Source organism: Oceanobacillus oncorhynchi, from assembly GCF_000821065.1.
Taxonomy (GTDB): Bacteria; Bacillota; Bacilli; order Bacillales; family Amphibacillaceae; genus Oceanobacillus; species Oceanobacillus oncorhynchi.
Genome location: NZ_CDGG01000001.1, coordinates 3,343,994 through 3,364,792, shown reverse-complemented (window position 1 = coordinate 3,364,792; position 20,799 = coordinate 3,343,994). Strand labels below are relative to the sequence as shown.

Sequence of the window (20,799 nt, the reverse complement as noted above, 5' to 3'; positions counted from 1 at the left end):
CAACCGTATTTCACTTATTCCGAGATAACGTTCGGAAGACGCTTATGTTTTGCATAAGACTGATAAAGGCAGGTTCAGTAAATCAACAATGAGGAATCTCACAGCATTGGACAAATGCAATTAAAATTTGCTTCTATCCTCTGATTCCATCTCTGTCATTGTGACGGCTTACTTACTAGTCCTTCCATAACGTTCGATGTATTGATATTAATTATTATCAGATTTTTTCTCGTTGTCAATAGAGAAATGCATTTTATTTCAGGGAATGCGATAACATTGATTCTAAAATATCAGAAAAGTATACTGAAGACAAGCTATTCATTCGATATTAAAAGAAAAAGGAGGAGCTATTCCATGTGCTTAATCACCTTTGCCTATCATGCACATCCAAAATATAAATTCATTTTACTCAGTAACCGGGATGAATTTTATCATAGACCAACGCTCCCGGCAGCTTTTTGGGATGACATGCCGGATATTCTGGCCGGCAGAGATTTGCTCCAGCTGGGAACCTGGCTGGCCGTTTCCAAGCAGGGAAAATTTGCAGCAGTGACTAATTATCGGGACCCTTCTCTTCCAGCATCTAAGACATTTTCCCGCGGAGAACTCCCGGTAGATTTTTTGTTACAGAATTTTGACGGGGAATTGTTTTTAGAGCAGCTTTCAAAAAATCGTCATAACTACGCCGGATATAACATTCTTTTCCGTGACAAGGACACATTGTATCACTATAATAATGTGTATAATCAGGGTTCTAAGATAAGAGCAGGGGTTCATGGATTAAGCAACGATACGCTAAATACCCCCTGGCCAAAAGTCGAACATTCTAAAAAGGAACTGACGGATTATATTCAGTCACACCCGGAAATGAAAACAGAAGATTTATTACACAGCTTACAAAACAGGACACAAGCTGACAGCGAACTTCTGCCCCAGACAGGGATTCGTGCAGATTTAGAAAAAGCATTGTCTTCCATCTTTATCGAAACACCTGATTATGGCACCCGAGCATCCACTATTGTACTCATCGATCACCATAACAAGCTGACCTTTATTGAAAAAACGTATGATCAGGAGGAATTTCTTCAGCAATATGAATTTTTGACAGAATCTGATTAAAACTGCATACACAGGGAATGTTAAAAAAATAGAGTAAAAAAACACATAATAGAGGAGGTTGACCCATGACCTTATTTGAGGATCCGGCGTATGCCAGCCGAATGCTGACGCTGTTGACATTATCATTTCATATTATTTATGCCACAATCGGTGTCGGTGTTCCTTTAATGATTATGATTGCCCAGTGGATCGGGATCAAAAATAACGATAATCATTACCTGTTGATGGCCAGACGCTGGGCGAAAGGATTTGTTGTTACCGTTGCTGTCGGAGTAGTAACAGGTACGATTATCGGACTTCAATTATCTCTGCTGTGGCCGAGCTTTATGGAATTAGCAGGAAATATTATCGCGATGCCATTATTTATGGAAGTGTTCGCCTTTTTCTTTGAAGCGATTTTCTTAGGAATTTATTTATATACATGGGATCGTTTTGACAATCCGAAAAAACACTTGCTTTTATTGATTCCGGTAGCTGTCGGCGGCGGTATGTCAGCTTATTTTATTACCGTGGTGAATTCATTTATGAACAGCCCGGCAGGCTTTGACATCATAGGCGGAGATTTGGTTAATGCGAATCCGGTTCTGGCCATGTTTACTGTATCCATGCCGACTAAGGTTGCTCATGTGCTGTCTACAGCCTATATGACGATTGCCTTTATGTTCGCTGCGATTGCGGCATTCCGGCTGCTTCAAAAGAAAAATCAGGAGTATCATAAAAAGTCCCTGCATATGGCTATGAAGATTGGTTTAATCTTTGCAATCGCAACAGCTTTGATCGGTGATTTATCCGGTAAATACTTAGCAGAATATCAGCCCGAAAAGCTGGCTGCGGCAGAATGGCATTTTGAGACAAGCACGGAAGCGCCATTAGTGATGTGGGGCGTGTTAGATGAAAATAATGAAGCCAATTATGCCCTGCATATTCCTTATGCCTTGAGTATTCTTGCACATGGCTTCCCGAGTTCAGAAGTAACCGGTCTGGAGGAATTTCCGGCGGAAGAACAGCCTCCGCTCGTCATCCATTATTTCTTTGATACAATGGTCACCATCGGGATGTTTATGATTGCCTTATCTCTGCTTTACTGGTTTGGAATGCGGAGAAAATGGGCGTTCGTTGAAAAAACATGGTACCGCTGGCTGATCGTCGCAGGCGGACCGCTCTCCTTCTTAGCCATTGAAGCCGGCTGGTGGATGGCGGAAGTCGGGCGCCAGCCATGGATTTTAAGAGGGCTGATGACCATTGAGGAAGCTGCTACAACAAGTGATTATGTCGGCTGGATGTTTGTGTTATTTGCCATCCTTTACCTTATTCTGGGTGTCGGAACGGTTGTTGTATTAACGTATATGTTCCGGAAAAACCCGGTTGAAAAAGATTTAGAACGTATGCAAGGTGGTGACGAATCATGATATTAGAAATTATCGGTATTTCCGTACTCTGGTTATTCTTATTTGGTTATATCATTGTTGGATCCATTGATTACGGAGCTGGCTTTTTCAATGCCTACAGCATCGTTACCGGAAAGCAGCATATTCTTTCGAAAATCATTCAGCGTTACCTGTCCCCTGTCTGGGAGGTTACCAATGTATTCTTTGTCTTCTTCTTTGTCGGAATCGTCGGCTTCTTCCCGCAGTCTGCTTACTATTTCGGAACCATTTTACTGATTCCGGGCAGCTTGGCACTGATTTTACTGGCGATACGGGGTTCTTATTATGCATTTGAATCCTACGGAAAACAGGGGCATAAAGGATATGCCATTATGTACGGGCTATCCGGGTTGCTTATTCCGGCTTCCCTGTCGATTGTTCTGACCATTTCGGAGGGCGGCTTTGTCTTTATGGAGGATGGAAATCCGGTCTTAGATTACAGCGCCCTGTTTTTCAGCCCGTTAACCTGGTCCATTGTTGTTTTAAGTATTGTGGCTGTGCTATATATCTCAGCAGTGTTCTTAACCTGGTATGCAAATGAAACAGGCGATATGGATGCAACAAACTTAATGAGAAAGTACGCATTAGGCTGGTCCATTCCTTTGATTATTGCCGCTTCAGGAATAATTGTCGAGCTTTACTTCCATAACGAAGCTCATTTTGCAAATCTCTTAAGTCTCTGGTGGATGTTTGCTATTTCCTTTGTGTTATGGATATTGACCGTCATCCTGATTTGGAAGCGCCGAAATTATGGAATAGCATTTTGGCTCCTTACCGGACAATTTGCCTTTGCTTTCTTCGGTTACGGGATAGCCCATTATCCATACCTTTTATACCCTCATATCAGCATTCATGAAGGGTTTACCAATCCGGCAATGGCCATCTCGCTTATCGTTGTCTTTATCTTAGGTATGGCGCTTTTAGTTCCGTCTCTGTATTTATTGTTAAAGCTATTCCTGTTTGATAAAAACTATATTAAAGGAAAGAAGTGATAACATGTTGAACCAATTTCTGATTTTCATCGCTCCTTTCATCGTCCTGATTGCAGCAATTGCTTTAGCATTTGTCGCTGCAGCTAAGGATAGATAATGCACAAATGCCCTCAGCTAACCGATTTTTTAATCGGATTAGCTGAGGGCATTTTTTTGTTCCCCATATAAGCGAAAAATACAAAATATCCGTTTTAGATACGACTGTTTATTGCCGTTACACCAGTTGACTATTTTCCAGCTCCTTCATCGCTTTAAAGTAGCCGTCTTTCTTCCGCATCAGCTCCATATAAGTGCCTTGTTCAACGACTTCTCCGTGGTTCATGACAATAATCTGATCCATCTTTTCCAAGCCTGTTAAACGATGCCTGATGGTTACCACCGTCTGATATTTTGTTGCCTTTTCTATTTCCTCCATTATTTCCTGCTCTGTAATCGCATCTAAAGATGAGGTTGGCTCATCCAGCAGCCAGACAGAAGCATCCCGTAAAAACAGACGGGCAAGTGCCAGACGCTGTTTTTCTCCGCCAGACAGGTTCGTTCCCTTTTCCAATACTTGGTCCTCTAATGAAAAATGGCTTAATTGAACCTTTTCTAATGCTTCCTGGCAGGCTTCTTCCCCCGCCTCTTTATTCGCAAATCGCAGGTTTTCATAAATACTTCCGTAGAAAAAATGATTATGCTGCAGGGATACATTCATTTGTCTCCAAAGACTGTCTGGAGCAATTTTATCAAGCTCTTCCCCATTTACTAAAAGTTGACCGGATTGGATGGGAGCAAAAGTGAGCATCGCCTGCATCAGCGTCGATTTCCCTGAGCCGCTTGGCCCGACAATGGCGATATTTGTTCCCGGCTTGATTTGAAAAGCAGCGAGACGCACAGCCGGCTTCTTTTCAGTGGGATATTGAATGGAAACATCCTTAAAATCAAATTGAATCGGTACATCCGTTTCAATTTCATGAACAGCCACTTCGGTTTGCGTCTCCTTTTCCCAAACCTCGGTGAGACGTTTAGAGGAAGCTTTGCTTTCTTCTAAATGCGCAGGAAGCACTGCCATCGATGGCGTATCCTCAAACACCGTAATGGCAATCATAAACAGCATCGCTAACAGTGTTCCGGCAAGGTTTCCCTCTGATACATAAAACCCTGCCTGCACGAGAATAATTACTGCAATGAAAAAAGAAAAGAAGATAACAACGGCTTCCCGGATAGCAAGCTGGCGATTTTCTTTCGCCTTTATTTCTTCGTATTGCTTCATATTATTATCGAGCTGCTGTTTTTTTCTTTCCGCCTGTTGAAAGATTGTCAATTCCCGGAACCCGTACAGATAGTCTGTAAATTCCGAGGACAATGCACCTCTTTTTTCCCGCATCGTTACAGCTGTCTTTTTCTGAAACAGATAAAAGATGGATGGGAAAACAACCAGTACGATAATCACACCGCCAATCATTGTCATAGCCACCCCTATGGATAAATACATCGTAAAGAAAATCGTAGCTGTAAAAACAGCTGCCAATACCACCGGCGGATAAAACACACGTAAAAAGAAATGCTGTAAGCTCTCTACATCACCGACGATCCGTGCCAGAATATCCCCGCTTCTGTATTTTTGCAAAAGTCTGCTTGCCAGCGGCTCTATCTGATCATAAACCTTCAGGCGGATATTTTTCAGAATCGTAAAGGTACCGCGATGAGAAAAATAGCGTTCCCCGTATCTGCTGACAGCTGAGGTAATCCCCAGCAGCTTCACACTCGCTACCAGAATCATCAAGGTATAGATCGGCGGTGCAAAAGCGGCTTGTGAAATCAAATAACCGCTTGCTGCAAATAAGGAGACAGCGGTAATCCCCGCTAAAAATCCAAAGAAGATAGAAATCAGAATATCCCTTTTTTCTTTCAACATCATTTTTAAGACCAGACTGATATCCTTCATGCTTCCCGCCCTCCTTGCTGTGTATGGATCATTTTTCGATACATTTCATTGTTTTTGTAAAGTTGTTCATGTGTCCCCTCTCCTGCTATTTCTCCCTGATCCAGCAGAAAGATTTTATCGGCGTTACGGATTGTATGCAGGCGGTGCGCAACGGTAATCATCGTTGTTTGGTTTCTTAAGGTATCTAACGATTTTTGCAAAATATGCTCCGTCTGGATATCGAGACCGGTTGTCGGCTCATCAAAGAATAGAATTTGCGGTTTTTTCAGAAGGGTGCGGGCAATCGCAATCCGCTGCTTCTCTCCTCCCGATAAGCCTCTGCCTCCCTCTCCGATGATTGTATCTAATCCGTCTGGTAAAGCAGTAATCCACTTCCAGATTCCTGCATGCTCCGCAACCTCCTGTATGACTTTATCATGCTGTTCTTCCTGAGAGCCGAGTAATATATTATCCCGTACGGTTCCAGAAAACACATAGGGCTGCTGCGATAAATAACCAATCCGGCCGAACCAATCTGCTTTTTCTACCTTTTCTTGCGCAATACCGTCAATTAGAAAGTTTCCTTCTTTCGCCGGCAGAAAACCAGCTAATACATGCAGCAAGGTTGACTTACCTGCACCGGTTTTACCAATAATGGCAACCTGCTCATACGGTAAAATCCGCATCGAAGCCGGCGCTAATTGAAAGTTTCCCTCTTCATAATGAAAGGAAGCCTGTTCCAGCCTTAATTCGGGTGCTTTATCGGTTTTTAATGAAGCAGTTCCCCAAGAAACTGGAGTCGTCTCTTCATCAAGCACATCCTCCACCCGTGAGGCTGCGCCCATACTTGCGCGTCCGGAATGAAAAGCGGAGCCCAGCTGTTTCAATTGACTGAACAGCTCCGGCGCAAGAAGTAAAACAAAAAAGCCCGTAAAAAAGCTGAGATTTTGAAAAATAATCATCCGGATTGCAATCTCTAAAGCAATCAGACCGATACTCAGCATAGCGATAAATTCCAGCGCTAAGGAGTTTGTAAAGGCAACCTTCAGCACGCCCATCGTTGCATCCCGGAAGCTTGTACTATCCTGATCAATTTTATTTCTCTGCTCTTGAGACCGGCCAAATAATTTCACCGTCGGCAGACCCTGTAATGTATCCAGGAACGTTCCTGAAAAAGCTGCTAATTCAGACAGCTGTTCCTTTGATTTATCCTTTGTTTTTATACCAATAATCATCATAAAGACAGGAATAAAGGGAGCGGAAACAAGAATAATCAGTCCGCTTGTCCAATTTTGAATAAAAATAACTAACCAGACAATCAGAACAATGCCGACAGATTGAATAACCTGAGGGAGATACTGACTGAAATAGCCGTCTATTTCATCGATCGTATCCATAAATAAGCTTGTCTTCCGGCCAGACTGTCCTTTATCTGCATCGATCATAGGCTGGCTGGTAAAATGACGGAGCAATTTTTCCCGTATCGAAACCTTCGCAGTCTGAGCCATTTTTATGCCGGAGCCTTTTATCATATATTGAAAAACCGTTCGTACCAAAAGCATGCCAATCAATATAAAAACAGCAGGAAGAATAGATGAAAATGCCGCATTATCCAAAAACAGCTGCTGGATAATCGTTACCACGAGATAGCTCTGCCCTACGATGGCCAGTGCCATAAAAAGGGACGCCACCCCCATCCAAATCATCCTGCTCCGAAAATCTTTTGTAAATTCCTTTAACAACGGATCACCACCCTTAAACACAACATAATCAATTACAATATATCCTCTACTCCATTATACAACAGCATGCTTTTCGCCGCTCACCACACAGTGCGCTGCACCATTTAGAAATGAATATTTTATGAACATCCGCTATTTGTAGAGTTTTTTTAGGAAACACATATATTAACCTATATATAACTATTCCATGAATATAAGACAATAATAAAAAGATTTACAGGAGTGTCCTATCATGTCTAATTTTTTCCTTAACACCCCAACAAATTTTAATGTGAGCGAGAAAAGCCTTGGTGATAAATTACTTTATTATGGCGGAGTGGTTACTACATTAGGAAGTATTATGTCCCTCGTCGGATCAACGATTCTATACAATGAAGATGTAGAAGAGGAAGAAGCAGCTTTTGAAGAAAATTCACCTGTTACGAGCCGCCAGCTGTTAGAAATGCAGCAGCAGCTTGACCTTTTACAGAAAAAAATAGATCGATTAGAGAATCAAGGGCAGTAGATAATTCATTTCCTGTCCCTGATTCACCTTTTTAAAAGTTTATTCTTCTTAACTTAACAGATTCCGTTCTTTTTTCTCCCCCGTCCAGCAAAACGAAAGAAGCGGACAGTTTTCACATAACGGCGTCTTCTTACAATATTGTTTTCCATGCTCCACAATTAATGCGTGAAATTCCTGATGCATTTTTAAGTCATGCGGAAAGAAATTTTCCACTTCAATTTTAAGCGCATGATAGGTTTTGGGAAGCTGATAGCCGATTCGATGAAACAACCGCATCGCATAGTTATCCGCAATAAAACCGGCTTTATCAAAAGCATACAGCATCATCGCATCCGCAGTTTCCTCTCCGATTCCATGGATTGCCAGCAGTTCTTTACGGAGAACAGCTTGATCAACGCTTTGAATCCTCTCTACCTGAAAGTCATATTTTTGAAACCAATGCAGCCAGGCCTTAATTTTCTTCGCTTTCATTCGATAGAAGCCGCTTGGGCGTATTTTTTCGGCAAGCACTGCTTCTTCCATTTGTATTAAACGCTCAGCAGCTGCATCTTTCCCCAGGTTCGCCAGAGCCAACTCGACATTTTTCCAATTTGTCCGCTGAACCAAAATAGCGCTGATCAGCATTTGAAAATCAGAAGCTGCTGGCCACCACCCTTGAGGGCCATAGTAATGAAATAATTTTTGATATAATTCCGTATAGCTTATCTTTTCTGTCATCTGAATCTCCTCTTTTTCCATTAAACGAAAGTTCACTTAGCAGGAGTTTTACGAACGATTCTCCATGATAAAGCTGATTTCTTTTCTAATCACTCTAAACAAGATACACTAGCAATACATTTACGAAAGAAATGGAGAGCAACAATGAAATCTGTTCATGCTGATATTATACAATTCCGTGGAGGCCATTATCAATTCGGACTTTTTCAGGCGGAAAAACTAAAGAATTCACCCATAATCAACCATCGGAAAGCACTGCTCAGCAAACGCTGGAGAAACTTCCTTGTTGATGAAGAAGAAGTAAAAGCAGTATTCAAAGCATTTTCTCCGGCTATTTGGGAAGAAATAAAAGGATTAAGTGATGGATTAGGCATCCCCTGGAATGATGCCATTCGCGAATTCGGCGGTTACTATTATGAATACGGCCGCAGCGGCTGTTCCATTAATACCAAGCAGGATTACCTGGTACGAAATTATGATAATGCCCCCCATTCCTATGAAGGCCGTTATGTTTTATTCGCCCCCTCTGATTCCGGATATGCCAGTGCCGGTCCTTCCATGCAAATCACCGGGCGTACGGACGGAATCAATGAAAAAGGGCTGACGATGGGCTATAATTTCGTCAACCGTAAAAAATCCGGCGATGGCTTTGTCTGCAATATGATCGGCAGACTACTTTTAGAAAACTGTGCCACTGTGGAAGAAGCCGTTCAATTACTGCGTGAGATCCCGCACCGGAATACCTTCAACTATGTATTATTAGATACAACTGGAAAATCACTCGTTGTGGAGGTTTCCCCCCGCTCTTTCTTTGTCCGGGAAGATAGCAGCTGTACAAACCATTTCAATGCATTAACAGAAGAGAACCGGTACCGTTCAGATGAATCAATGGAACGGCTGGAGAGAATCCTAACAAAGCAGAGGGATATTCATACACCTTATGAAGCGTTTCGTATGTTAAATGATATCGAACAAGGAATCTTTTCTGAAAAATACGGTGCATGGGCAGGGACACTGCATACAGCACTGTACTTGCCAAAAGAACAAGCTGCTTGGTTTGCGTTGGGAGGCAATCGTCAGCCATTTATTTTCTCTTTTCAAAAATGGCTGCAGGGAGAAAAATTACATGCAACGAAGATAAAGGGACAGATTAATGCAACCGATTCGTTTATTAACGTATAGCGGCATCTTGCCTGTCGCATTTCGATGGCTTTACAATTGAGTTAGAAAGGATTATCCTAGCAACAAAGGAAAAGTAATTTTTAGAGAGTCAGCATCATTTAATTTATGAGTATAACTGACTTTAAGGAGGAAAACCAATGACTATGAAAAAAGCATTAACCCTTGCTGGTTCTGACTCTAGCGGCGGAGCCGGGATTGCTGCAGATTTAAAAACCTTTCAGGAGCATAATGTATATGGCATGACCGCTCTGACTTCCATTGTGACAATGAATCCAGAAGGCTGGGGACATGACGTTACACCGATTGATGCGGAAGTCGTTGAAAAACAATTGAACACGATCCTTTCTGTCGGCGTAGATGCAATGAAATCCGGAATGCTGGGATCTGTAGATATTATTAATTTAGGCGCAAAAAAAATTGATGAATACAATATTGAGAAGTATGTTCTTGACCCTGTCATGGTATGTAAAGGGGAAGATGAAGTGCTTCAGCCGGAAAACACAGACGCGATGCGTGAAGAATTATTGCCTCGTTCTCTGGTTGTAACGCCTAATTTGTTTGAAGCAGCGCAATTAGCTCAAATGGCTCCAATTAAGACCATAGAGCAAATGAAGGAAGCTGCTAAAAAAATTCACGCCTTAGGTGCAAAAAATGTTGTCGTTAAAGGCGGAAAACAGCTTGACCACGATAAAGCTGTTGACCTGTTCTATGACGGAATAGACTTTGACTTATTAGAAAGCGAAAAAATAGAAACAAGCTATAACCATGGAGCAGGATGTACTTTCGCTGCGGCAATCACTGCAAACTTAGCTCACGGTGAAAACGTGCACGATGCCGTAAAAGCAGCAAAAACCTTCGTTGCAGCTGCTATTGCTAACGGCTGGAAGCTAAACGAGTATGTTGGTCCTGTGATGCACGGAGCTTACAACAAAACAGACAGCAAAAAAGTAGAAGTATTCAGCGTATAATGAAAAAGACCTTAGAACATCCGGTGTTCTAAGGTCTTTTTCATTATATTAAATAGTTAATCCCGATCATGGATAAAGAATGTCAATACCAGCGCAATGATAGAAATTATTCCAGTGACAAGGAAAGAAACATTGACACCATGAACCATCCCTTGGATTCCCTGTTCAGGGATAGATGCTGTAGACATAATGGTAATTGGCAATGCTGTACCGATTGCTCCGGAAACCTGTCTTAAAGTATTGTTCACTGCTGTGCCATGCGAAATATACTTTTCGGGCAATACATTGAGACCTGCTGTTGTAACAGGCATCATCGCCATAGCCACCCCCAGCATTCTCAAGGCATGAATCGTTGCGATAAATATAAAGCTTGTTTCTGTCGTTAACGTGCTTAACATAAAGGTCGTACCGACAATCAGCACTAAACCAATCATTGCCAAATACCTGGCACCGTATCGGTCAAAAAGCCTTCCGGTAATCGGGTTCATTAACCCTTGTATAACAGCACCTGCCAGCAGAGCCAGTCCTGAATGAAAGGCGCTAAATCCTAACATTTGCTGCATATAAAGCGGCAAAATGACAGCAGCTCCGATCATTGTCATAAACGTAACCATACCTAATACCGTAGTAATTGTAAATATCCGATATTTAAATACCCGAAATTCTAAAATAGGTGTTTTCAAATGCATTTGTCTGGTAATAAACCATGCCAGCATAACTCCGCCGATGACTAAGGAACCGATAACCTGATAGCTTAACCAGCCTGCATTTCCAGCGGTGCTGAATCCGTATAGAATACCGCCGAAACCAAGTGTAGATAATAAAATGGATAACTTATCTAATTCAGGAAAGGTTCGTTTCGTCACATTTTTAAGTAAAAAGTAAGCGATAATTATGTTTAAAATAGCAATTGGCAGAACCATGAAGAATAATGTTCTCCAAGGAAAATGCTCTACAATATACCCAGATAGCGTCGGTCCGATGGCGGGTGCGAAGGAAATAACTAAACCGAACATTCCCATTGCACTGCCCCGTTTTTCCTTTGGATAAATTAAAATCAAAATGGTCTGCATCAGCGGCATCATAATTCCGGCACCCGCTGCCTGCAGAACACGCCCCAATAGTAGTGAGAAAAACTCTGGTGCAACGCCACAAACCAGTGTACCTATTGTAAACAAGGACATCGCGGTTAGAAATAAACTTCGCGTCGTAAACGTCCCAATTAAAAAGGCTGTAATCGGGATCATAATCCCATTCACGAGCATAAAAGCAGATTGCAGCCATTGTACTGTATTTGCATCAATATCTAAATCCGCCATCATATGAGGCAATGCCGTTCCTAGTAACGTCTGATTCAGAATAGCTACAAAGGCTCCGGATAATAAAACAATCAGAATGGGCGCCCGGCTAATATTTTTTGTATCTATTGATGATTCATGACTCTCATCCATTTACGACCCTTCTTTCATTAAAAATATATTTTTATTTAGCTATCGGTGAGTCATTATTTTTCATATAGTTATTTCTTTCCCAATTTTGCTTCACTATAAAACGAAACTTTATTCAGCCGGAGCTTTCGGTTCTCCAATTGAATGGTTTCAGTGTGAAAAAAGACAAAACCGGTGACTGTAAAATCACCGGCATAAACTGAAGCTTTATTCAGCGGGAGTTACCCCTGCTGAAATTTAAAAAGAACAAAGGCCGACCCGCAGTTTCACGGGACCGCAATAAAATTAATTCTTTAACGTATCGCACCACTCGATAAAGTTATGAACAACGGAATCAAGAAAATCAATGGTTTGTTCATCCGTCAGATTTCCTTGCTCGTTCATTTTGTTCTGAACGGAACCAATTAATACTTCATTTCCTGGCAGAGTCAATACCCCGACTCCGCGAGAATTTAAAATTTGACGAAGCTGTAGTTGAGCTTTTACTGTACCAAGGGCTCCCATTGAAGCTCCTACTACCATTCCAGGTTTATTTACCATAACTAAATCAACACGGGAGAACCAGTCAATTGCATTTTTTAACATACCCGAAATAGACCCATTGTATTCAGGTGTAGCAAATAAAATAGCGTCACTATCTTTGATACGCTGACGAATTTCTTTTACAATTTCTGGCGGATTTAATTCCTCATCCTGATTATAGAAAGGTAATTTTTCTATCGGCAAAATATCAATTTCTATTTTTTCCTGATAACGGTCCTTCATATATTCAACAAGTTGTTTGTTGTAAGATTCTGCGCGGTTGCTTCCAATCATTGCTGCAATTTTCATTCGTATACCTCCAATATTTCTTCGTTTAAAATGTTATGTTTATCACAAATGCTTGTCGTTTTTTAAACACAATTAATATTATTACCATAATCATTTATCTACCTCAAGATATCTGCTCAAGAAAAACGCCTTTCTAAAACACAAAAAATACTCTTATTAAGAAGCCTTTCACGGGTTATCTTCTTCCCATTGAAAAAGCTTTCTTAATAAGAGTTATTTTACGACATCATGATAACCAGGAGAAGCGCAGGCTCTCCAGCTAATAATATTTCAATTTTTAGAAGAACCAATTACGGTTTCTGCCGCAACCGCAGGAACGTTTTCTTTCGCAGCGGTTCTCAGAACGTTTGCCGCAATGGTCGGAATGATGGTGATTTCCACCCCCGCCATTATTTGAACCACCTACTCTGCGGCAGTTACTTGAATCGTTTACGTCGCTGCCACAATCATAATTTTCAACAACCGTTTCGTTCACATTGGATTCTCTGACTGGATAATAATTTTCATTGCGGACAATTGTGCGATGCACATTTTTAATTTCTGTCGGATGAATGTTTTTTACAGTTTTCACGCTATTAGTAGTACGAACCTCATGCCTTGTTGGATGAACACGTACATCCTCATCCCGGTTCGAATTGCGACAACGGCTACATTGACATTTATCTCGGCTCATTCGGACTCCCTCCTTTCCAATGCATAATACATCTTATGAAAGAAGGCGGTTTTGTCCTACGCAAATAACTATTAATCCGATAAATGTACGTTTTGTCTATATTGCTGGATTGTTACGTTTCATCGTTATAAACTCTATTCCTTTATATCGAAATTGATGTTCTTTAATAAAGTGATTTTTCTCATATAATTGGATTGCTCGTTTATTGAAAGACGCAACGGTAAGCCGAATCGCCTTGCCTCTATGCTCCTGCTCAATAAAATGAAGAATTCTTTTTAAAAATGAATCTCCGTTTCCTTTTCCAGTCAACTGTGGATTCATTCCCAAACCTAAATCAACACAATCTTCTATATAAGCTGCATTTCTATCTCCGGCAGGAACCTTGGCTGAACGGCCAGTGCAAAAGAAACCAATTAACCTGTGAGATGAATCTACCATTGCGTAATAGCCGCCGCCAAGCAATTCTACAATCGCACTAGTCGTTAACACATTATTATAAAAGTCATACGGTTTTTCGTACTTCCAGCAAAGTGCCTCCACTGCATACTTTTGTGTCATCCGAACAATATGTATATCCACTAAGCATCCCCACTTTTCCTGTAACCTTCCTATATTATTTCACATTTTTCATTCGAGGTGAATAAATATCTCATATCATCTGATTATCAAATAAAATAAGATGCACTCCTAATCTGTTATAGAAATAATATGGCTAGGAAAATGAAAGGCCGCAGCTCTCCCCTCTCTGTATAAAATGAAAAAGCTCATCATTAGTTAATGGATATCCCTGCAGGATTTAGTCCGTTACAGCCATTCAATCCGAAATCTCTGATTCCCCTTAATCCATGGAAGCAGCGGTAAATCATTTTCAATTACCTGCCCCAGCACATTTACCCTTTCATCCGCCGGTAAATCGGCTAAGGTGATTTGAATTTCACCCTGGTAACGCAAATATTTTTCATTATCTATCGTTACAGAACCTACAGGACGCTCCGCATTATTTTGAGCCTGAACACCTGATTCTCCAAATTGCGCATAGCTTCTCGATTCAACGGCACGGATACAATCTCTTGCATAATCCGCCCGGTTGGTCATTGCAGCCGCTGCTTTACGGATTATTTCAGAGTCTGCTCGTTTATCAGAAACAGCCCGGATTAGTATTTCATCCTTCTCGATATAGGCCTGAAATTGTTCCAAAGAATCCTCTCCTATTTCAACATCACCAACAACGATTTTATCAGCTTCACCAAATTTTTCTAATTCCAGATATGCAGCAAATGGGGAATACCCGCGGTGCTGTTCCAAGGTTGGCAATTTTTCGTATAGCGGGCCCCGTGATTGCTTATCTCCCGGTATAAAAGCCATTACGGTTAAACCAGCTTCTTTTAATGCCCTATTTTTTTGAATAAAATCTACGGACCCTAACCCGGTTTCCGGACGCGGATAATAATTATGCCATGCTTCTACTGATTCCATATGGAGACCTTTCGCCCTCAAATGATTTAACGCGTCCACGTCAATGGTACTGGCATTTAATGCAATCCGCATTTTATGTGATAAATCAATGATTGTCTGGTCATCAATACCGTAGTCAATCCTTAGACCGGAGAGTCCCCAGTTTAGTAATTGATCTGCATTCTCCCAGTTAAAGCCTAATGCCTGCAACGAATTTGGTGAAATATCCGCCATGAGTTCCATATCTAATTCAATCGCTGCTTTACCAAGCGCCTGAAGCTGCTCTTTGTATATTGTCTGATCATCCTCCGGAATATGCAAAGAGGTGAAAATGGAATGAAATCCACTTTCCTTCATTTTTCGAATATAGGGAATCTGTTGTTCTATTGGTGTATTCCCTAAATAAATAGAAATTCCTAACATAACTATCCCTCCATCTATTATATAAGAAGAAACAGGAGGCCGCAGCCTCCTGTTAATTGTTAAATTCCATCTGCCATACTATCCTTAAAGCCGAACGCATACGTAAATAAGAAACCAAATACATACGAAATAACAAGTCCTAGAAAATAGCTTATATACTGCCCATTTGTTATTAATGGTATCAATGATAAGCCTGAAACGCCAATTCCTGCAGCTGCTGTATTCATCACTGCCTGGAACGCTCCGCCGATGGATGCTCCTAAACAAGCGGTTAAGAACGGTCTTCCAAGCGGCAGGGTCACCCCGTACATTAACGGCTCACCAATCCCTAAGAAGCCAACCGGAGCAGCTCCTTTGATAATATTTTTTAAATGCTTATTTTTGGTTTTTACATAAATCGCAATCGCTGCGCCAACCTGCCCGGCGCCGCCCATCGCTAAAATGGTCAACAGTGCCGTTTCATTAAACGCATTAATCAACTCTAAGTGAATCGGTGTCAAACCGTGATGCAGGCCAACCGTAACCAATGGCAGGAAGAACCCTGCCAGAACGGCCCCTGCTAGAACGCCGCCCGTCTCAATCAAGGCAATCAACCCTTTAGTGATTCCATCGGATAATAAACCTGCTGCCGGCATAATGGCAAATAAGGATACAAATCCAACAACCAGCACGGTAATTAAAGGAGTAAAAATAATATCAACTGCATTCCACATCACTTTACGCACATTTTTCTCAACAACCGTCATCAGCCAGGCGGCAAAGATAACACCAAACAAACCGCCTCTGCCGGGAGTTAATTCCTCTCCAAAAATCGCAATATTTTCAAGCTGCGGGCTAAATAAAATCATTCCTGCTATAGCACCTAATACCGGAGTTCCGCCAAATTCCTTTGAAGTATTCCAGCCTACTAAGATTCCTAAGGAAGCAAAGATAACACCGCCAAACAAGAGCAATATCTGCATCCAGTTTTGCTCTGGATCCACCCCTGCGTTGACTGCAAAGTTCGCTCCGCCATTAATAACTCCTGATGCTACAAGGCCCGGAATTAAAGGTATAAAAATATTTCCAAGCTTACGTAAAAAGTTTTTAAAGGGGGTCCGGTTCTTTGCTTTCATATTTTGTTTATCCAGTGCTGCTTTTTCTTCAAACGTTAAATCATCCGCATTTGCGTCTTCCCCGATGCCAAATCCAGTCAGCTGGCTCATTTCTGCAGCAACCTTATTGACAGTACCAGGCCCGATTACGATTTGCAGTGTCTCATCTTCAACCACGCCCATTACGCCATCAATCTGTTTTAACCCTGCCAAATCAGCTTTCGAATCATCCTTTAAAGATAAGCGCAGCCGTGTCATACAGTGAGCAATCCGCTGGAGATTACCTTTACCGCCTGCCTGTTCTAAAATTTCCGCGGCCATTCTCTGTTCTTTCTTCATGGTAAACCCTCCCTTTATTTTGTCAGCGCATGTCGAACAAATCCATCCGAATTATTCAATCTATTCACCGCATCATCATAGGAGCATTCCAGCAGTATCATCACAATCGCAACCTTCACCTGGTTGTTTGCCTTTTCAAAATAGGAGGCTGCTGTATCATAGTCGGCTCCAGTGATTTCCATTATGTTTCGTTTAGACCTTTCCAATAATTTTTCATTCGTCGGCTTTAAATCCACCATAAAGTTTTGATAAACCTTGCCAATGCCTACCATTGCTGCAGTCGAAATCATATTTAAAGTCATTTTCTGAGCAGTCCCGGCCTTTAATCTTGTAGAACCAGTCAGCACCTCTGCGTCTGTTTTCAGTTCAATTGCTACAGAAGCATACTGGCTCATGACAGCATCTTTATTACAGGATACGCTGACTGTATTCGCTTTTTTCGAATCAGCATATTGCAAAGCGCCGATAACATACGGTGTACGTCCGCTCGCAGCTATTCCAATTACTGTATCGTTTTCTGAGAGCTGAATGTTTTTAAGGTCAGCAGCGCCGAGCTCCGGATTATCCTCCGCACCTTCTGCGGCTTCGTAAAGCGCTTTCATACCACCCGCAATAACTCCCTGAACCATCTCTGACGGCGTACCAAATGTAGGAACACATTCCACTGCGTCTAAAACGCCTAACCTGCCGCTTGTACCAGCTCCGACATAAATCAGTCTTCCATTTTTCTTAAACGATTCAATCGCATATTTTGAAGCTTTCTCAATTTGCGGCAGCTGCTCCTTGATTGCTGTTAAAACCTGCTCATCTTCTTTATTCATTGTCTCTAAAATTTCCATTGTCGACATCTCATCTAAATGCATCGAATGCTGATTTCGCATTTCTGTTGTTAACTTATCGAGCATATCATCACTCTCCTCTATTCGCTTATAACTCTATTTTAAATGTTTTTGAAATTAAAAGTCAATAAGTTTTATATATTTTATGAAATTAAATTTCATTTTATGATAAAAAAAGAAGCTATCTTCTTAATTTCACAACATAATCTCTAGCTTCTTGATATTCATCCAGCACATTTTCACCGATGATATTAAAAATACTGATATACAAGCTGTCTACCATCGTCAGCTGGGTCATTCTTGAAGTAATACTTCCAATCCGGAAATCCTGCTCTACATTCGGTGTCGCTAATCGAATATCTGCTTCTTTATATAGCGGGGACTTATTCATGTTCGTTATTGCAATAACCTTAGCTCCTTTTTCTTGAGCCAATCGTGCTAAATCTAAAACATCCTTCGTCTTTCCAGACATACTGATGGCTACAAATACATCCTGGCTGTTAAAATGAGGCACCTTTGACAGCATGTAGTGAAAATCTGCATTAAACTCCACTTCATATCCGAGTTTCGTAAATTTATATACCGCATCGAGCGCAGCAATCGATGAGCCGCCTACACCATAAAATATAATCTTACGAGCATTTTTTAGCACGTTGACTGCATCATCCAGCTCTTTTTTTTCTAAAGATTCCATCGTCAGCTCGATCGCATTTTTATTCACATGAACGACTTTTTGAAACAATTCATAGGGAGAATCTTTTTTCTGTAAAATAGAAAAGTCAGTGATATAATCATCTGTTACCGCTAACTCCTGTGCCAAGGAAATTTTAAAGGTTTTAAAACTTCCAATTCCGATTGTCTTTGCAAAACGAATAACACTTGCTTCGCTCACATCCGCCTTATTCGCTAATTCTTTCGTCGTCATATTTGGAATAAGCTCTGCATGATGTAAAATATACTTCGAAATCTTTTTCTCAGTTTTAGAAAATTGATGGAGCCGTTCGTTGATTCTAGTTAGTAGTGTTGTCGCCATGTCAACTTCTCCTATTCCAATTCGGTTATGTTCCTTAGTATAGCAAAAATCAGAAGCGTGTTCTAATGATTAATTAGAGGAACGATTTACTTCTAATTCCATTGTACAGGTATGTAACGTGTGCCCGCTGAGGTCTTCGGTGAATTCAGAAATAATCTTGAAACCTCTTGCTTTATAAAACGCCATCCCTTTTGCATTTTCCTTTTCTACATTTAGCTGAATAAACGCAGGTTTCAAATCCTCTATCCCATATTCTAATAACGCTGTTCCCATTCCGTTCCCTTGTGTATCCGGATACAAGTAAATAGCATAAAGCGTACTGATTCCTTTTTCTGATACCCGGCTAAAATTCGCAAACCCTTCTATTCGTTTATCCGACTCCACAACATATAGACTGGAAAGTTCGATACGTTGAAGCATGGTTTGATTACTATATGATTTATTTAAAAATGCATCCTGAATGCTTCTGGGTATAATGCCTTCATATGTATCATGCCAGCTTTGGCAAACAATACGCTGAACAGCACCAATATCTGTCTCTTCTGCCAATCTTACATGGTAATTCATACAGCTCACTCCCTTTGAACAAAATGATGTTTTTATTATAAAGCGAAACTTCATTTAATGATAGTACTGCTCTTCCATTTTAAAACAAAATTATGGTAATATGTTTCATTATCTACTAATAATTCAGAGGTGTGTCAAAAAATAAGGAGGGATAGGTATCGAAACGCTAAACAAAAAATATCTGACACGCATCCAGATTTGGGGAATATTTGTCGGAATTATTTTATTTATCTATGGATTGCTTCTATTTTTCACCGGTTTTTCTTCTGCTCTTATTGCTCCTGTTCCGGGGCTTATCCTGATGATATTAGGAAGCTTTTTATTTAAAACGGGAAAGTTTGCGGGAGAACTCAAAAAAGATGCATCAAGAATATATGTATTAGAAAATTTTTCAAAAATCATCTTTGGTTCCTGCTGCTGACTAGCATATTGGCCAGCTTAATTATTTTGTTTTATCTTATCTTTTTTATTTTTATTACATAGGAGAGAGGGAATTAATATGAAAAAATTATCATTTATCCTGATTTTGACCATTATCCTCTCAGCTTGTGGAACAGACAACCTAGAAGAAAGTTCATTTGACGTGGAAGTAAATTGCAGCTCTATGGAAGCAGGTACAGAAGAAGCGCTGGAGGAAAGAGTTTCTCTTTTTGAAAGGGATACGTATGAACCTTTAAAGGAAAAGCTTAATGAGGATGTATTGGTTTCTAAGGAGAACTTAGAAGAAGAACTCGCAACCGCCGTCTACTCCACCTGTATAAATGAGGAAGAATCGTATAATGACAGCTATGACAAATTATATTTTTCAATGCTGGAATATTTTTATGCTTTCATGATATCGGAAAAAGAGGAATCCCTGACAATAGAGGAAATAAACTACAAAGGACGTTCTTTTAATGATTATGCACTCAATATCGTATTGGATGACGGGCGTCAAGCAAATGTTTTTCGCTTTGATCCTCTTACATATTCCGGTGATGTTTTACAGCGGTTAGACGAAGAAGCCGTTATTGGATCATTGGAAGAATTATATGCTTCTGCCATCAAAGAGGATTTTATCGACAGGGCCTTTTCTGGATTGGAAAATCCGCTGAATGCTGCATTCCACAATATTCCCGACATTCTGGAAGAAAAAGATCTTGAAGAATGGGAGCCAGATCTTGATAAAAACGCAGAAGCATCTGATTTTTGGCATTTATATGCCATTATTATTGATGGAGATATAAAGGAACAAAATCTATTAAGAGAGAAAGAGAACTGGCGGGATATCAAATTATATCCAAGTTGGCGTACGTATCAAATGATAGAAAGGCTCGAGGAAGTTCACGCTATCTCCCCTGACATTCCCTATCCGGAAGGAGCACTCGAGAATGAGGAATGGTTCAAAGCGACGGACTACATGTCAGAGAATATGGAGGAAACCGTTAAAGATAACAAATTGGATAAGGATTTATACGAGATATACCAATATATTCACACAGGGGAAGGATACTTAAGCGATTTGGAGCTTTAGAAAAGATGTTAAATAAAAAACAT

Annotated in this window: 20 protein-coding genes and 1 pseudogene; 8 read left to right on the top strand and 13 right to left on the bottom strand. The window is 40.8% G+C overall.

Going from position 1 to position 20,799, the window contains the following annotated elements; all coding sequences use genetic code 11:
- Window positions 1-354 precede the first annotated feature (354 nt).
- The 4 genes from BN997_RS16085 (at window position 355) to cydS (ending at window position 3,635) form a co-directional block, all read left to right on the top strand.
- Entirely contained in the window at window positions 355-1,119 is a 765-nt protein-coding gene (locus BN997_RS16085) for an NRDE family protein (RefSeq protein ID WP_042533709.1), read from the top strand.
- Window positions 1,120-1,184: 65 nt separating this feature from the next.
- Window positions 1,185-2,528 (top strand): cytochrome ubiquinol oxidase subunit I, encoded by a 1,344-nt coding sequence (locus tag BN997_RS16080; RefSeq protein WP_042533707.1) that lies wholly within the window; start codon window positions 1,185-1,187, stop codon window positions 2,526-2,528.
- The gene (locus BN997_RS16075) at window positions 2,525-3,538 is read left to right on the top strand and encodes a cytochrome d ubiquinol oxidase subunit II (protein ID WP_042533705.1); all 1,014 of its coding nucleotides are present in this window, start codon (window positions 2,525-2,527) and stop codon (window positions 3,536-3,538) included. Before BN997_RS16080 ends, BN997_RS16075 begins: the two co-directional genes overlap by 4 nt.
- 4 nt (window positions 3,539-3,542) lie before the next feature.
- On the top strand, window positions 3,543-3,635 hold the full coding sequence (gene cydS, locus BN997_RS23875) for a cytochrome bd oxidase small subunit CydS family protein (protein ID WP_374705745.1): 93 nt from the start codon (window positions 3,543-3,545) through the stop codon (window positions 3,633-3,635).
- 117 nt (window positions 3,636-3,752) lie between these two features.
- Here cydS and cydC read toward each other — a convergent pair whose 3' ends face one another.
- Both cydC and cydD read right to left on the bottom strand, forming a co-directional pair.
- The gene (gene cydC / locus BN997_RS16070; protein ID WP_042533703.1) at window positions 3,753-5,468 is read right to left on the bottom strand and encodes a thiol reductant ABC exporter subunit CydC; all 1,716 of its coding nucleotides are present in this window, start codon (window positions 5,466-5,468) and stop codon (window positions 3,753-3,755) included.
- On the bottom strand, window positions 5,465-7,189 hold the full coding sequence (cydD, locus tag BN997_RS16065; RefSeq protein ID WP_052485054.1) for a thiol reductant ABC exporter subunit CydD: 1,725 nt from the start codon (window positions 7,187-7,189) through the stop codon (window positions 5,465-5,467). The genes cydC and cydD overlap by 4 nt, the downstream gene beginning before the upstream one ends.
- Before the next feature lie 232 nt (window positions 7,190-7,421).
- Here cydD and BN997_RS16060 point away from each other — a divergent pair, with 232 nt between their 5' ends.
- Window positions 7,422-7,694 (top strand): hypothetical protein, encoded by a 273-nt coding sequence (locus tag BN997_RS16060; RefSeq protein ID WP_042533701.1) that lies wholly within the window; start codon window positions 7,422-7,424, stop codon window positions 7,692-7,694.
- A 48-nt stretch (window positions 7,695-7,742) separates the two neighbouring features.
- On the opposite strand, the gene BN997_RS16055 is transcribed toward BN997_RS16060, so the two are convergent.
- The gene (locus BN997_RS16055) at window positions 7,743-8,411 is read right to left on the bottom strand and encodes an endonuclease III domain-containing protein (protein WP_042533699.1); all 669 of its coding nucleotides are present in this window, start codon (window positions 8,409-8,411) and stop codon (window positions 7,743-7,745) included.
- A gap of 144 nt (window positions 8,412-8,555) precedes the next feature.
- Between BN997_RS16055 and BN997_RS16050 the strand changes: the two genes are divergently transcribed.
- A complete protein-coding gene (locus tag BN997_RS16050; protein WP_042533697.1) occupies window positions 8,556-9,593 on the top strand; it encodes a C45 family autoproteolytic acyltransferase/hydrolase in 1,038 nt (345 codons plus the stop codon).
- A gap of 137 nt (window positions 9,594-9,730) precedes the next feature.
- Window positions 9,731-10,561 carry a pyridoxine/pyridoxal/pyridoxamine kinase gene (gene pdxK, locus BN997_RS16045; protein WP_042533696.1) on the top strand — a complete coding sequence of 277 codons (831 nt, stop codon included), beginning with the start codon at window positions 9,731-9,733 and terminating at the stop codon, window positions 10,559-10,561.
- A 56-nt stretch (window positions 10,562-10,617) separates the two neighbouring features.
- Here the strand turns inward: pdxK and BN997_RS16040 are convergent, their stop codons facing one another.
- The 10 genes and pseudogenes from BN997_RS16040 to BN997_RS23280 all read right to left on the bottom strand — a co-directional run bounded on the left by BN997_RS16040 (window position 10,618) and on the right by BN997_RS23280 (window position 19,665).
- Complete coding sequence (locus BN997_RS16040; protein WP_042533693.1) at window positions 10,618-12,012, bottom strand: DHA2 family efflux MFS transporter permease subunit; 1,395 nt, start codon at window positions 12,010-12,012, stop codon at window positions 10,618-10,620.
- 282 nt (window positions 12,013-12,294) lie between these two features.
- A complete protein-coding gene (locus BN997_RS16035) occupies window positions 12,295-12,840 on the bottom strand; it encodes an NADPH-dependent FMN reductase (protein ID WP_042533691.1) in 546 nt (181 codons plus the stop codon).
- Window positions 12,841-13,285: 445 nt separating this feature from the next.
- Window positions 13,286-13,513, bottom strand: a pseudogene (locus tag BN997_RS23570) (CotD family spore coat protein); the annotation flags it as partial.
- A gap of 96 nt (window positions 13,514-13,609) precedes the next feature.
- Window positions 13,610-14,092 (bottom strand): GNAT family N-acetyltransferase, encoded by a 483-nt coding sequence (locus BN997_RS16030; protein ID WP_042533689.1) that lies wholly within the window; start codon window positions 14,090-14,092, stop codon window positions 13,610-13,612.
- 225 nt (window positions 14,093-14,317) lie between these two features.
- On the bottom strand, window positions 14,318-15,391 hold the full coding sequence (locus BN997_RS16025) for a DUF871 domain-containing protein (protein WP_042533687.1): 1,074 nt from the start codon (window positions 15,389-15,391) through the stop codon (window positions 14,318-14,320).
- A 59-nt stretch (window positions 15,392-15,450) separates the two neighbouring features.
- Complete coding sequence (locus BN997_RS16020; RefSeq protein WP_042533685.1) at window positions 15,451-16,824, bottom strand: PTS transporter subunit EIIC; 1,374 nt, start codon at window positions 16,822-16,824, stop codon at window positions 15,451-15,453.
- A gap of 14 nt (window positions 16,825-16,838) precedes the next feature.
- Window positions 16,839-17,729, bottom strand: a complete 891-nt coding sequence (murQ, locus tag BN997_RS16015) for an N-acetylmuramic acid 6-phosphate etherase (RefSeq protein ID WP_042533683.1) — start codon at window positions 17,727-17,729, stop codon at window positions 16,839-16,841.
- Window positions 17,730-17,844: 115 nt separating this feature from the next.
- On the bottom strand, window positions 17,845-18,696 hold the full coding sequence (locus BN997_RS16010) for a MurR/RpiR family transcriptional regulator (protein WP_042533681.1): 852 nt from the start codon (window positions 18,694-18,696) through the stop codon (window positions 17,845-17,847).
- A 69-nt stretch (window positions 18,697-18,765) separates the two neighbouring features.
- Window positions 18,766-19,263, bottom strand: a complete 498-nt coding sequence (locus BN997_RS16005) for a GNAT family N-acetyltransferase (RefSeq protein ID WP_042533680.1) — start codon at window positions 19,261-19,263, stop codon at window positions 18,766-18,768.
- A gap of 231 nt (window positions 19,264-19,494) precedes the next feature.
- Entirely contained in the window at window positions 19,495-19,665 is a 171-nt protein-coding gene (locus tag BN997_RS23280) for a hypothetical protein (protein ID WP_175297055.1), read from the bottom strand.
- A 97-nt stretch (window positions 19,666-19,762) separates the two neighbouring features.
- On the opposite strand from BN997_RS23280, the gene BN997_RS16000 reads away from it, so the two are divergent.
- Complete coding sequence (locus BN997_RS16000) at window positions 19,763-20,776, top strand: hypothetical protein (RefSeq protein ID WP_042533679.1); 1,014 nt, start codon at window positions 19,763-19,765, stop codon at window positions 20,774-20,776.
- Window positions 20,777-20,799: the final 23 nt, after the last annotated feature.